This is a genomic window from Paranoxybacillus vitaminiphilus (assembly GCF_003259935.1).
Taxonomy (GTDB): Bacteria; Bacillota; Bacilli; order Bacillales; family Anoxybacillaceae; genus Paranoxybacillus; species Paranoxybacillus vitaminiphilus.
The window spans coordinates 386,461-401,044 of record NZ_QLMH01000001.1 but is presented as its reverse complement, the minus strand read 5'-3'; the positions used below and the strand labels follow the sequence as shown (position 1 = coordinate 401,044).

The following is a 14,584-nucleotide window of genomic DNA, read 5'->3' as shown; positions in this document are numbered from 1 at the left end:
ATGTATGTATTTTATTATAGCAAAAACGCATTAATAATGGTGAAAATGGTACGCTTTTGATACTCTTGATGTTTTTCTTGAGCAGTGTAAAACTCTTATGATCAGTACACGTTTACAAAGCAGGGTATATTTTTTCTAAAAAACTCAAAAATACATGATTATAATATGTTGATTGTTATCATTATGATTCCCCCTGACTGATTGTGAATTATAGATAATTTATACAAAAAAGAACCTACTCAAAGCGAGTAGGCCCATTTGCTATTCTAAACTAAACCAGAGTTCATCATCCTGTTCACGTTGCCATACAATTAATGGTGTATCATCTTCGTCTACTAAGAAGGCTACCCATCCTTCAACTTCTCCACCTTCATACAATTCTGTTGACAAACTTGGCTCCGGTTCAACAATGATGGGACTATCGTAAACAACACCATTACTACTTACCGCCTCGAACTTAGATGAGTTTATGTCATATGAAGAAAAAGCTGTTCCATCAAAGTCTAACAACTTAAATCTAAATTTAGCTAATATATATTTTTGCCCAAAAGACGGTTCTTCATTAAACATATTAGCCTCTCTAATTATATCCCAAGCTAATTCACCATCAGTTATCACATCGGTTAATTCAATTTCATACTTATGATGCCCATATAACCAGTCATCAGTTTCTACAACCCAGGTTTCTCCAAGTTTAGCTGGGTTTTCTCTCGAGTTAACTGGACCTATTCTAAATGACGGTTCTAAAACACGTGCAAAAAACACAGCAAATTGAGCCCGTGTTACTCCTTTATTCGGTTTGAACGTGCCATCGTCATAAATTTGGGTAATTCCATTTGCAGCTAATGCACTGACGTAAGTAAGAAGCTCTTCTGAAACATCGATAATTTCACCATTATATATTCCTTCTAAATTATAGGCCTTAACCAAAGCAACAGCCATATCACCACGCGATAATACCTCGTTCGGTCTAAATGTTTGTCCTTTCGAAAAAATTCCTTCGTCAACAACAGCAGCGATTGCATTGTAAGCTTCTTTATCTAAATTTTTTATGTCCTTAAATCCCGGGTTTGGTCTATTAGACGTATCTAATCCTAATGCTCTTGTAATCATTATCGCCGCCTGAACACGTTTAACAGGTTGATTGGGCTTAAATGTACCATCATTATATCCTTTGATAATACCTGCACTACTTAAAAATTCAATCTCTTCTTTTGCCCAAAAATCTTCTGGAATATCCTTAAATTTCGATTTAGCTTCCGTTACAAGCCCCGGAAAAAACATTGAGATTAGCAAGGAGAAAACAAGAACAAAACTATAAAACGTCCTCACAACAAATCCCCCTTATGTACTTTTTACATTTACAAAATATCACAATTAAATTAAGAATTTTGTCGAATTACGTATAAAAATAAAAAAAATCCACCCTCAAAACGGCAGGGTTATAGCTTGTCGATAAAATTGACAAACTAAACTAGGAAAACTAGGATCAGATCTGATTTAAATCTCAGCTCTTTTAATGTAATATACCATTTTACATAAATTAGGATTACTTAGTAATGCAATTAAATAGTATCTAGTTAGATAAATATGGAATTTTCCTATCAGTTGATATATTTGGCCAATCCAACTCTTTCTTAAGAGCATATCTTTAAAGTAGGGATCGCATATTAGCCATCCTCCAATACTTAATAGGAGGTGTTATATATGAACACTTTTACCTTAGTTGTTGTCTTATTCATCTTACTGATCATTGTAGGATGTTCTTGTACAGGTCTAGGCGGTTATTAATTCCTCATTTAATTTTTGTCCCAAGAAACGCCGTTCGTATAGAGTTTGGCCAAGTCCTCCAAACTCTCATACCAGGAAGGATATTTGCGAAACGAAGCATCAACCCATACCTTTTTTCCTCTCTCATATTCATGAGTCCGCATGGTAACGGATTGACCGTTGTAACTTCCTTTTATTCCGAAAATATTTTTTCCCTTTTGAGCTAGTCCGCTTAGACCAAAGTTTGACTCGAGGCAAGCTTGTGCGATAATCAAAGAAGATAAGATATGATACTTCTCTTGGATTCTCTGAGCATGTGGAGCAATAGCTTTAATAAAATCCATTCTAGAAAGTGTTTTTATTCGTTCTTTTAATAAATTCATTCGCTCCTCACCTTTTATAATCTTGGCTCCTCAGCATCCAATCTTCGAATAAGCTTTTTCAAATCCTCAACAGGTGATTAACATCAGGTTTTATTCATCCACTTGTTCTTCCCTTGTATCGATGCAAGTGAGGAATTTGTCCGTTGGTTGTTGTAACTCCAGAGAATTCGTGATAATGTCCCCCTCTAGGAAGTGGAATAGCTGGTCCAGTAACCCCCCTTATCTCATGCCTATGCCCATCATCGAAGGATGTAAATGTAAAATAACGGTGTGTATGTTGAACACCGCTTGGCGCAGGCTCTGTCTCTCCAACATATCTATGGCTATGACCTACGTCATATGAAGTAACCCCAGAGAACCGATGAACATGCACAGGCCTGCCATCCCAAGTAGTAATATATAGGTTATGTGAGTGATATGAGTCTGAATCATCCGAATGAACCAAATATCCGCTAACAGGTATCTCCATCACTTTTCTCCTTTCATTCATTTTCCATGTATCATATGATGATGGGCGTGTTGATGTGTGGACTAGTATCAGAGATTACCTCCTATATTTGCCTGCTAAACAAAAGGAGAAAGCGCCTAACATAAATTTATAGTAATCGGAACAACTTTCAAAAAATGGTCAGTGGAACAAGGTCAAATCCAATTCACTTGAAGAAGTACGTGATCCTCCTACATGAGACCTTGTTCCTCCACTAAAACACTTTTCATTTTTATTCTTCGGTAATGAATTGAATTATAAAGAATCTCACTATCCATAATCATCCATTTCGTGTTATGTTTTTTTTGGAGGAGATAAAATGATTGTAATATTATATATTTTTTCAATAGCCATATCTTACTTTTTCGTTGGCTTCTATGCTCCAATCGTAGGTCTTGTTATTGGTTTACTTTCTCATATGATAATTTTACTTCTACAAATACATGATTTATTAAAAGAGTTGATTTCTCAAAAAGACTCAATAAAATAATGGGTCTTTTTTATGAAGCTTATTGGTTAAAACTGTTTAACAACTATGTGGTATAATTGCCCAAAAACACTTTGGAGGTCTAACATGGATACTGCTGGAAGCTTTTTTGCGTTATTTGCTTTTATTCCGTTTATTATTTATCTTGTTCTGATGGTCTTTTTTGTGTGGTTCGCAGTAAGTTTAATAAAAACATTAAAAGAGAAAAACCAAATTCTAAAAGAGATTGCTAGAAACTTGGAGAATAGGAGCAAGGAAGAAATATAAAATTTCTTCTTACTTTTAATTAACTAAATTGCTATTTTGTTTCTTAAAATCTCCGAGCTACGCATTAAATAAACACGTGTAGTAGTTCTTTTCGGTTTAATACCATTTTGTTTTAGCTGATTCTCTAATTCTTTGATTCTCAATCTTAAATTTTTATTCTCATTCTCTGTCGCAAAAGGAGAAAATTCATCTAGAGTTCCAATTGGTACTAGGGTTTTTATTCATAAATGACGCTGTTAATCTCGTCCCCTTTACTGCATAGTGTGTGTCTGCTGCGCAACACAATGCTCGTGTTTGGCAAATGGAAAGACAATTACAATTTGGAATCCCTTATTCGGAAACTGGATACATTACATCAAATCTAAAAGGAGAGCCACTGAATCCGAATTATGTTTATAATCACTTCTCCCAGATGATTAAAAAATCCGGAGTAAGAAGAATTCGATTTCATGATTTGCGCCACACTCACGCAACGATTATGCTTCAACTCGGGGAACATCCGAAAGTCGTTTCTGAACGTCTTGGTCATTCGTCCATCGAAATGACGATGAACACCTATTCTCATGTTACTCCTGACATGCAGCAAGAATCATCTAATCGTTTCGAAAGAGCAATGAGGACTTCACTTCATCAATGAATGTGGTCAAATCACAAAAAATAAAGCGCAAACCCTTGATGCAACAAGGGTTTTGCGCTTCTATGTTTACATCACCCGCTTAAACATTTTCTCGAGCTCATACGTGGAAAAATGAATGATAATCGGCCGGCCGTGCGGGCATGTAAATGGATCGGACGTCTTCCGAAGTGATTCCAACAGGGCAAAGATTTCGTCATTGCGCAAATGCTGGTTTGCTTTTATTGACTGCTTGCAGCTCATTAAAATCGCGGCCTGTTCGCGCAATTGTTTGAGATCGACCTTTTTCATTGTTAATACTTGTTCAATCATCTCTTCAATAATCGCGGCTTCCTCACCTTTCGGGAACCATTGCGGATGCGAGCGGACAATAAAGCTGTTATGCCCGAACGGTTCTAAGAACACACCGCATTTCGCTAATTCTTCCCGATGCGCATCAATGAGCAAATATTCATTAGTTGGGTATTGGAACGTGAGCGGTACAAGCAGCTCTTGCACCTCGCTCGTCACTTCGCCCACCTTTTCGCGAAAATATTCGTATTTAATCCGCTCTTGGGCGGCATGTTGGTCAATGATGTATAACCCGTTCTCATTTTGTGCCAAAATGTAAGTGCCGTGCATTTGTCCAATCGGGTACAATGGCGGGATTCGTTCAGCGCTTTCTTCCGTTTCTTCCTCACGTTCTTCCATTTCGCTATATTCCGGTTCGATGTTCTCTTCGATGCTCTCAATGTTCTCATCATGATCAGACTCTTCCTGCGCCTTGACATCCTCTTCTAATGGTGTTACCTCTTTTTCATCTAAAGCCGCCAGCGCATACTCATTCTTTTCTACTAATGTGACAGGAGCCGCTTTAGACACTGCCGGCTCGTTGACGACATGTTCAAATGTAAACGTCTGTTGTTCTGATTTTCGTTTCTCCGGGCGCTTCAGCGGCATTTCCGGTATTAATGTTTTCGCCTGAAACGCCTGGCGTATCGCTGTTTCGACAAGCTTGTTTAATTCCGCTTCCTTGCTGAAACGAACTTCAAGCTTCGCGGGATGAACATTGACATCAACAAGAACCGGGTCCATCTGTATATTTAAAAAGGCAATCGGATAGCGGCCAATCGGCAGCAATGTATGGTAGCCCGCTTCAATCGCCTTCATCAGTGGAAAGTTTTTTATAAACCGTCCGTTTACAATCGTTGAGATATAATTTCGCGACGCCCGCGTCACTTCCGGTAGCGAAATATAGCCATCAATGACAAAATCAAGGGATTCGGCATGAAGCGGAATCATTTTTTTCGCTATTTCTACCCCGTAAATCGCCGCTAATACTTGCCGCACGTCACCGTTTCCGTTTGTATATAACAGCTGCTTGCCGTTATGTTTTAAACGAAAGGAAATATTCGGGTGGGCAAGAGCAAGACGGTTCAATAAATCTGTCACATGTCCAAGCTCGGTATGCACCGTTTTCATATATTTTAAGCGCGCCGGCGTGTTAAAAAATAAGTTCGAAACGGTAACATCTGTTCCTTTTCGGCTGTTTGTCCGTTCGTGCTTGACAAGTTGACCGCCTTTCAGCACGACAAGCGTTCCCGGTCCATTGCCTGTGCCCGTTTTCATTTCCAGTTCAGAAACGGAAGCAATACTCGGAAGCGCCTCGCCGCGAAAGCCGAGCGTGCGAATGCGAAACAAATCCGCTTCGTCTTTAATTTTGCTCGTTGCGTGCCGTTCAAATGCTGTTAAACAGTCATCTTCCTCGATTCCTTCACCGTTATCAATGACGCGCACTTTTGAAAGCCCTGCTTCTTCCAGCTCCACTTCGATAACAGTACTTCCGGCGTCAATCGCATTTTCGACAAGCTCTTTAACGACAGAAGCGGGGCGCTCGACAACCTCCCCGGCTGCGATTTTATTCGATAGATGATCGTCGAGCTTGCGGATTTTCCCCATTGTTCCACCACCTTGCTCATCACTTTAACATTTTTTGAATTTCATACAGCTTATTCATTGCTTCAAGCGGAGTCATATCAAGTAAGTCGAGCGACTGGATCAGCTTTATCGTTTCTTTTTCTTTTTTCGAAAGCGGCTTTTCCTTTTCTTGTTCTTTCGGCTGCTCCTCTTCGAACATGCTTAATTGCTCGAATTGTTGGGTTTCTTCACGAACGATTGGCTGTGTCGGTTTTTCACCGTTTCGCTCTAAATCCGCTAAAATCTCCTGCGCGCGAATGATTAACTCACGCGGTAATTCCGCTAACTCCGCGACATGAATGCCGTAGCTTTTATCCGCCGGTCCTTCTTTAATTTTATGAAGAAAGACGACCTTTCCGTTTTCCTCCATCGCGCTTACATGCACATTCTTTAACTTATTGAGGAATTGTTCTAATACCGTCAATTCATGGTAATGTGTACTGAACAGCGTTTTGGCGCCAATGTTATGATGAATATACTCAATGATCGCCTGTGCTAATGCCATTCCATCATAGGTCGACGTACCGCGGCCAATTTCATCAAACAAAATAAGACTGTTTTGCGTCGCATGAACAATAGCATTACGCGCTTCTAACATTTCAACCATGAACGTACTTTGCCCAGAAACTAAGTCATCCGCCGCACCAATCCGCGTAAATACTTGGTCAAAAATCGGCAATACGGCTTCACTTGCCGGAACAAAACAACCGATTTGCGCCATGATGGCGGTAAGGGCAATTTGCCGCATATATGTGCTTTTTCCAGACATGTTCGGTCCCGTAATGAGCAGCATTTCACGTTCTTCATTCATATAACAATCATTTGGCACATAAGTTTGGGAAGAAAGCACTTTTTCAACGACAGGATGACGGCCGTCTTTTATGAACAATTCCCTGTTTTCAGAGAAACTCGGTTTTACGTAGTGACGTTCTTCGCTTACGGTCGCAAAGCATTGCAAGACATCGAGCTGGCTAACGATTTTTGCTAATTTTTGCAGGCGCGGAATAAATTGTTTCACCTGCTCGCGAATTTCTACAAACAGCTGATATTCAAGTTCAACGCTTTTTTCTTCCGCCTCTAAAATGAGCGCTTCCTTTTCTTTTAATTCTTGTGTAATGAAACGCTCCGCATTGGCCAGCGTCTGTTTTCGTTCATATCGTCCCTCCGGCAATAAGTGAAGATTCGCTTTTGTTACTTCAATGTAGTAGCCGAACACACGGTTATAGCCGATTTTTAATGATTTAATTCCTGTCAGTTCCCTTTCTTTACTTTCGAGTTGAGCTATCCACGTTTTGCCGTTTCGGCTCGCATCACGGTATTCATCGAGCGTTTTATTGTAACCATCTTTAATAATATCGCCTTCTTTAACAGATAGCGGCGGGTTGTCTTGAATCGATTTTTCTAACAAATCAACAAGCTCTGCGCATGGATCAATTTGTTGTGCCAACGCTTGTGCATCTTCGTTTTCCATCCTTTTTATTACCGATTGTATAGCCGGTATTTGCTGGAGCGATTTTTTTAATTGAATGAGGTCGCGTGCATTCACATTTCCATAGGCAACCCGCCCTGCTAAACGTTCTAAATCATACACTTCACGAAGCAATTCCCGCAATTCTTGACGTTCAAAATAATGCTGCATGAACGTCTCAACCATGTTGAGACGGCGTTCGATCTTTTTGCGGTCTAAAAGCGGGCGGTCAATCCATTGTTTCAGCAAGCGTCCGCCCATCGCCGTGATCGTTTCATCTAAGAGCCATAAAAGCGAACCTTTTCTCCCTTTTGTGCGAATCGTTTCTGTCAGTTCAAGGTTCCGTTTTGAATATAAATCGATTTTCATATATTGATTGACTTGATAAACTTGCACGGCTTGCAAATGATCAAGGCTTCGCTTTTGCGTCTTTACTAAGTAGTTTAATAAGCGGGCGAACGTTATTTTTAATTTGTCCTGCTCAAGCGAACGAATCACTGTTTGAAATGCTTCGGCAACCGTTGTTTCCTCCTCATAGGAAATGGTTACCTCGTAACGTTCTTTTATTTTCTGGCGTGCTTCTTCGGAAAACTGCGAAGAAACAACAATTTCTTTTGTTCCAATCGAGTAAATTTCATTGAGGACCTCTTCAAATGAGGAAAGCATCGTAATCCGGTTTTCCCCTGTCGATAAGTCTGTATAAGCAAAGCCGTAAGTGCCATCGGCAAATTCTGTAATCGTTGCTAAATAGTTATTCTCCTTTTCTTCCAAGCCTCTTCCTTCCATAACCGTTCCAGGAGTGATAAGCTGCACGACTTCGCGGCGGACCACTCCTTTCGCTGCCTTTGGGTCCTCTACTTGTTCACAAATGGCAACCTTGTATCCTTTAGAAATCAATTGTTCAATATACCCTTGAGCAGAATGATACGGAACACCGCACATCGGAATGCGTTCTCCTGCTCCGCCATCCCGGCTTGTTAACGTAATTTCAAGCTCCTGTGCTGCTTTCACAGCATCTTCAAAAAACATTTCATAAAAATCTCCAAGTCGAAAAAATAAAAAGGCATCCTGATATTGTGCCTTAATCTGTAAATATTGCTGTATCATTGGCGTATATGCAGCCATATTACTCCTCCAACATTTTAAATCTTTCATTTAGCCCCTTTATTATAACATACTTCAACAAAATTCTACTGAATGTTGTATGAAGAAAAAATCAATCATCGTTATGTAGACAAAAGAAAAAGACTGTCTCAAAAACAAAGTGCCGGACTCCACAATCACGATAGATCACAATCGATATTGTGTAAATGATGCGTGAGGTCAGGCACTTATGAGACAGCCTCTTTATTCTTCATCACCAAGCAGCAAATCTGAAGTTAAATCTTCAAATTCCTCATCGTCAACCTCGTAATCAAAGTCATGATCATCATCACCACTTGCATGTGGATTGACAGTAACCCATACTTTTGTTTCACCAATGACTTCGGCAACAAACTCTCTTTCTACTTGAACAACAATTTTGTTGCCATTTGGCGATATGGTGCATTCTAAACAATTCGGCTGCTGAATGACGCGGGCAATGACTTCTTGATCGTCACTAATAATATTATCATCGCGATATTTTAATCTCACCACATCTGTATAAGCAACCGTTTCCGTTACAACTTCTGTTTTTGTGTTGTCGCTATACGAATACCAAACATTAATATCGTATTGACCATGAATTTCTACAGTGCGATCATGTTTCTTTGCATCATAACGATGATTAATAATCCAACAGCCTAAAATGCTCGTTGGCCGATGCTGCGCAGAAACGGTATGCGTTGACTGCGTAAATTTGCGTCCTTTAGCAACAACCGCCTTTGTAATAATTTCTCTGTATTCTCTCTGTTCAGACATATGAGCAAACCCTCCTCAAATGAATCTTCATTTCATCGTATGCTGGTTATCCGCCTAATGTGCACATAAATTTATGAATAATTCCGTATAGTTCATTGTATGCGGGTTTGCCTAAATATGTGACTATTTTTTAATATAACTCGCAACTAAGTGCCATCATTGAATAATATCAGAAGTCTTCCTTGGAAGCAGCTTTCTCTATTTTTATATCTATTCTTCTTCCATAAATTTATTCGTCTACTTCTGGACTGTTCCATGTTAGGCTAAACTGACTCATTATATGCACAAAAAAAAGACGCCTCTTTGCAAGAGACGTCTTTCTCTTCCCCTTTAATGGCAGCTATTGCAATGGCCGTTTTTCATCTGTGAGCCTGTTTCCCCGCGCAATAAGTCGCCGCCTGTGGAAGTAATAATTTCATCCGTTACGGTTTTCGAAATGGTAGAAGCGACTAATTGCAGTAAATCGTTCACTTCGATTTGTGATTGCTTAAATTCTTCCACAATCGGGATTTGCGAAAGTTCTTCGTAAATTTCATCAATTTCTGCTTCTACTTTCTTTAATGCTTCATGTTTGCCGTAATGCTGGAGGTTCACAGCCTGCTTTTGCAAAGATTTAATTTTGTTAATCATGCTGCGTACTTTTTCGTTTTGATTAATTTTTTCTTCCGCTTTTTTAAAAAAGTCAACTTCTTCTGTTTCCGCAATCATTTTTGCCAATTCTTTCGCGCGAGCAACAATATCGTCTTTTGTATATTTCGCCATCCTATTTCACCTCAATCGCTTCTTCTACCATTTCTCCGTTTAATGTCCATGTTTTTGCTTCGGTGATGCGTACCTTTACAAGCTTGCCAATCGCTGATTTTGGACCTGTAAAGTTAACAAGTTTATTTTTACGAGTGTAGCCGGCAAGTACGTCTGGGTTGTTTTTGCTTTCGCCTTCTACTAATACTTCGACAATCTTACCTTCATATTCCTTCAATTTTTTCGCAGAAATTTCGTTTACAAGCGCGTTTAAGCGCTGCAGACGCTCTTTTTTCACTTCCATCGGCACATTGTCCACCATTTTCGCCGCTGGTGTACCTTCACGCGGTGAGTAGATGAACGTGTACGCAGAATCAAACTCAACTTCACGATACAATGATAACGTTTCTTCAAATTGTTCCTCTGTTTCGTTCGGGAAGCCGACAATAATGTCCGTTGTTAAGGCAACATCCGGAATCGCTGCTTTAATTTTGCGGACAAGTTCTAAATATTGCTCACGCGTATATTTGCGAGCCATTAATTTTAAAATTTCTGTGCTTCCAGATTGTACTGGCAAGTGAATGTGCTCCACAAGATTTCCGCGTTTTGCCAACACTTCGATTAAACGGTCGTCAAAGTCGCGCGGATGGCTTGTCGTGAAGCGAATGCGCGGAATGTCAATTTTGCGAAGTTCATCCATTAAGTCGCCAAGTCCGTATTTCATGTCGGTAAAGTCTTTACCGTAGGCGTTTACGTTTTGACCAAGAAGGGTAATTTCTTTATAGCCTTGCGCTGCTAAATGGCGCACTTCTTGAATAATATCTTCCGGACGGCGGCTGCGTTCTTTCCCGCGCGTATAAGGGACGATACAGTACGTACAGAATTTGTCACAGCCGTACATAATGTTGACCCATGCTTTAATGTTGCCTTTGCGTACTTTCGGAAGGTTTTCGATAACGTCCCCTTCTTTGGACCATACTTCAACAACCATTTCTTTGGACATGTACGCTTCTTTTAAAATGTAAGGTAAGCGGTGAATGTTATGCGTACCAAAAATCATGTCGACATATTGGAACTGTTTTAAAATTTTGTTGACGACTGATTCTTCTTGGGACATACAGCCGCAAACGCCAAGTAAAAGGTCAGGATTTTTTTGCTTAAGCGGCTTTAAGTGACCGATTTCGCCAAACACTTTGTTTTCGGCGTTTTCGCGAATCGCACATGTGTTCAAAAGAATGACATTCGCATCTTCAGGACGGTCTGTCGGCTCATAACCTAACGCCATGAAAATACCTGCCATGACTTCCGTATCATGCTCGTTCATTTGACAGCCGTACGTGCGGATGTAGAACTTGCGGCCGATTCCCATCCCTTTCAACTCTTCCGGAATCGAGAAATCTTTATGATATTTCACTTCTTCTTTTCCGCGTTTTTTGGCTTCCTTTAAATTCGGCGGGATAAAGACCGTTGAAAAATATTTCTCATAATCTTTGCTTGTTTTTTGTTTGAGACGATTTAAATTTTCCTGTGCATCCAGAACGGATTTTTTGTCCGCTGGATAATCTGCCGTTTTAATTTGACCTGTTTGTTCTAGACGTTGTTTTTCGTTCATAAAGATCTCCTTTCTTTCAAAACGTAAAAGTGCATATTCATATACACATTATCATAGTATATAATTATAGGCCATTTTAAACAATAGAAATGGCCATCTTCACTAATTTTTCATAACTGTACAATGATATGCTCATGCGGAATTTATTTTTCCGCAACTTTTTATATTAACAAAACAACTCTCAAACAGGCAAGTCCTGTCTGAGAGTTGTTTTTTTCCATTACATGAATTCAGCGATAAGCTCGTCAAATTTCTCTTTGCTTAATTGAAGCTCGGCATGAGCAAGCGGCGTTTCGCTGTATCCATGGATAAGGTCTTGATAAGATTTTTGCTCTTTGTTTTGATAAATAAGTCCTGTGACAAGACCTTTATGTTTCATTAATGTTTGCATCGCCATCATGCGGTCTGATGGATCATAGCCTTCAATCGTGCTGAGGCTAGTGAGGTTTTCTTTAAACCAGTCATACGTGTTCACTTTGTTATATGTGACGCACGGGCTGAATACGTTAATTAAAGAGAATCCTTTATGCTTGATTCCTTCTTCAATTAAATATGTCAATTCTTTCAAGTCGCTTGAGAAGCTCTGTGCCACAAATGTTGCACCCGCGCTTAGTACCATTTCCATAATCGATAATGCAGGCTCTACTGAACCTTGAGGCGTGCTTTTTGTTTTAAAGCCAACGTCACTGCGCGGGGATGTTTGTCCTTTTGTTAAGCCGTAAATTTGATTGTCCATGACAATATAAGTAATATCAATGTTACGGCGAATCGCATGAATCGTATGGCCCATACCGATCGCAAAACCGTCACCGTCACCGCCTGCAGCAATAACGGTTAAATCGCGGTTGGCCATCTTCACCCCTTGCGCAATTGGTAAAGCGCGACCGTGAATGCCGTGAAAACCGTACGAATGAACGTAACCAGAAATACGGCCGGAACAGCCGATACCTGAAATGATCGCCAATTGATGCGGCTCTAAACCAACGTTAGCCGCTGCGCGCTGAATCGCTGCTTGTACAGAGAAGTCACCGCAACCTGGACACCAGTTCGGTTTAACGTCATTACGGAAATCTTTAAATGTCGCCATTTTTATAACAACTCCTTGCATTTTGTATAAACTTCGTGTGGCAAGAACGGATTACCGTCATATTTTAAGACGCTCGAAATTTTATCGGCATGTCCAACATTCATCTTAATAATGTTAGCAAGCTGGCCTGTTGCGTTTTGTTCAACAACGATCACTTTCTTCGCTGATTGCACTAACGGCAACATCTCGTCCGTTGGGAACGGATGAATGAGACGAACATGCGCGTGATTTACTTTTAAGCCGTCCAACTCTAAACGTTCCATTGCTTCTTCAATGGCACCGCGCGTAGAGATAAAGCCCACGATTAATACATCGGCTTCTTCGTGTTTTACGTTTTTATGAACTGGTGTGTTGAATTGAATATTTTTCAATTTACGCAAACGTTTATCCATTTGCGCTTTGCGGTTTGACGCCACTTCAGACGGTCTTCCCGTTTCCGCATGCTCTACACCTGTTACGTGATGGATACCGTTTGGCGTACCCGGCAGAACACGCGGAGAAATGCCGTCTTCTGTTACTTCATAACGTTTGAAGTTTTCTTTATTTTCAAGCGGCGGTAATTCACCTGTCACTAATTTACCGCGGCGAATCTCAATTTTATCATATTCAAGCGGCTCTACCGTTTGCTTTCCTAAGGAGAGCTGTAAGTCAGATAGAACAATAACAGGACATTGGTATTCCTCGGCAAGGTTGAACGCTTCGACCATGTCATAGAACGCTTCTTGCACTGTACTTGGCGCCATAACAATTTTCGGAATTTCGCCATGCGTTCCGTAAATCATGGCCATTAAGTCAGATTGCTCTTGTTTTGTTGGCAATCCCGTACTTGGACCGCCGCGTTGTGTATCGACAATGACAATCGGAGTTTCAGTAATACCGGCAAGGCCGATCGCTTCCATCATTAATGAAAGACCTGGTCCGGCAGATGCGGTTAGTGCGCGCACACCGGCATAATTCGCACCGATCGCCATCGTACAAGCCGCGATTTCGTCTTCTGTTTGAATGACCGCGCCGCCTAATGCCGGAAGCTTTTTAATTAAGTATTCCATGATTTCAGATGCCGGAGTAATTGGATATGCAGCCATAAAGCGGGCACCACCGGCAATGGCTCCTAAAGCGATCGCATCATTCCCAATCATGAACATGCGCTTTTTGCCATCCGCTTTTTCAAGTTTCATTGTTTGTATGTTATCGCCAAGCTGTTCTTTCATAAACTCAGCGCCAGCGCGAATCGCTTCCATGTTTTTCTCAACCACTTGCTGCCCTTTGCGACCGAAAATTTCCTGTACCACTTCTTGATATACGTTGATATCAAGGCCAAGCACCGCGCTCGAAGCTCCGACAGCCACCATGTTTTTCATTAATGCTGTTCCTAAGTTTGTAGCAATATCTGTAAATGGAACCGCATACAAAGTCACATTTGTACCTTCCGGAATAGTCGGATTAAACTTCGCATCGGCAATGACAATACCTCCATCGCGCAACTCATGGAAGTTAAAATCAATCGTCTCTTGGTCAAAAGCTACCAATATATCAAGATCGTCGGCAATGGAACGAACTTGCGTTGTACTTACACGAATTTTATTGTTTGTATGTCCGCCTTTAATACGGGAAGAGAAATGGCGGTATCCGTATAAGTAATAACCTAACCGGTTTAACGCAATGGAGAATATTTCACCGGTACTTTCAATGCCTTCCCCTTGTTGTCCTCCAACTTTCCATGAAAGTTGACTAATCATTTCTTACACCCCTTTAAAATCCATCAGTAGTAGCAAATATTGTTTGTTTAT

The 14,584-nt window shown here is 40.5% G+C and carries 12 protein-coding genes and 1 pseudogene; 3 read left to right on the top strand and 10 right to left on the bottom strand.

The features are described from left to right. Positions 1-261 precede the first annotated feature (261 nt). Positions 262-1,332: an S-layer homology domain-containing protein gene (locus tag B0I26_RS02050; protein ID WP_111643812.1), complete on the bottom strand. Its 1,071-nt coding sequence runs from the start codon at positions 1,330-1,332 to the stop codon at positions 262-264. 375 nt (positions 1,333-1,707) lie between these two features. Between B0I26_RS02050 and B0I26_RS02045 the strand changes: the two genes are divergently transcribed. Continuing rightward, entirely contained in the window at positions 1,708-1,791 is an 84-nt protein-coding gene (locus tag B0I26_RS02045) for a YjcZ family sporulation protein (RefSeq protein ID WP_111643811.1), read from the top strand. Between the two features lie 11 nt (positions 1,792-1,802). On the opposite strand, the pseudogene B0I26_RS02040 reads toward B0I26_RS02045, so the two are convergent. After that, positions 1,803-2,153, bottom strand: a pseudogene (locus tag B0I26_RS02040) (glycoside hydrolase family 73 protein); the annotation flags it as partial. 94 nt (positions 2,154-2,247) lie between these two features. After that, positions 2,248-2,622: a YmaF family protein gene (locus B0I26_RS02035; RefSeq protein ID WP_111643809.1), complete on the bottom strand. Its 375-nt coding sequence runs from the start codon at positions 2,620-2,622 to the stop codon at positions 2,248-2,250. Positions 2,623-3,214: 592 nt separating this feature from the next. On the opposite strand from B0I26_RS02035, the gene B0I26_RS02030 reads away from it, so the two are divergent. Then, complete coding sequence (locus B0I26_RS02030; protein WP_111643808.1) at positions 3,215-3,394, top strand: hypothetical protein; 180 nt, start codon at positions 3,215-3,217, stop codon at positions 3,392-3,394. 301 nt (positions 3,395-3,695) lie between these two features. Then, on the top strand, positions 3,696-4,031 hold the full coding sequence (locus B0I26_RS02025) for a tyrosine-type recombinase/integrase (RefSeq protein ID WP_111643807.1): 336 nt from the start codon (positions 3,696-3,698) through the stop codon (positions 4,029-4,031). 66 nt (positions 4,032-4,097) lie between these two features. Here B0I26_RS02025 and mutL read toward each other — a convergent pair whose 3' ends face one another. From mutL to B0I26_RS01990, 7 genes are all read right to left on the bottom strand, one after another. Continuing rightward, the gene (gene mutL / locus B0I26_RS02020) at positions 4,098-5,966 is read right to left on the bottom strand and encodes a DNA mismatch repair endonuclease MutL (RefSeq protein ID WP_111643806.1); all 1,869 of its coding nucleotides are present in this window, start codon (positions 5,964-5,966) and stop codon (positions 4,098-4,100) included. A 19-nt stretch (positions 5,967-5,985) separates the two neighbouring features. Next, complete coding sequence (mutS, locus tag B0I26_RS02015; RefSeq protein WP_111643805.1) at positions 5,986-8,577, bottom strand: DNA mismatch repair protein MutS; 2,592 nt, start codon at positions 8,575-8,577, stop codon at positions 5,986-5,988. 222 nt (positions 8,578-8,799) lie between these two features. Beyond that, positions 8,800-9,354, bottom strand: coding sequence for an outer spore coat protein CotE (locus B0I26_RS02010; protein WP_111643804.1), 555 nt, complete (start codon positions 9,352-9,354; stop codon positions 8,800-8,802). A 330-nt stretch (positions 9,355-9,684) separates the two neighbouring features. Further along, positions 9,685-10,116 carry a RicAFT regulatory complex protein RicA family protein gene (locus B0I26_RS02005; protein WP_111643803.1) on the bottom strand — a complete coding sequence of 144 codons (432 nt, stop codon included), beginning with the start codon at positions 10,114-10,116 and terminating at the stop codon, positions 9,685-9,687. Between the two features lies 1 nt (position 10,117). After that, positions 10,118-11,707: a tRNA (N6-isopentenyl adenosine(37)-C2)-methylthiotransferase MiaB gene (gene miaB, locus B0I26_RS02000; protein ID WP_111643802.1), complete on the bottom strand. Its 1,590-nt coding sequence runs from the start codon at positions 11,705-11,707 to the stop codon at positions 10,118-10,120. Positions 11,708-11,927: 220 nt separating this feature from the next. Beyond that, positions 11,928-12,794: a 2-oxoacid:ferredoxin oxidoreductase subunit beta gene (locus B0I26_RS01995; protein WP_111643801.1), complete on the bottom strand. Its 867-nt coding sequence runs from the start codon at positions 12,792-12,794 to the stop codon at positions 11,928-11,930. Positions 12,795-12,796: 2 nt separating this feature from the next. Then, entirely contained in the window at positions 12,797-14,533 is a 1,737-nt protein-coding gene (locus B0I26_RS01990) for a 2-oxoacid:acceptor oxidoreductase subunit alpha (protein ID WP_111643800.1), read from the bottom strand. Positions 14,534-14,584 lie beyond the last annotated feature (51 nt).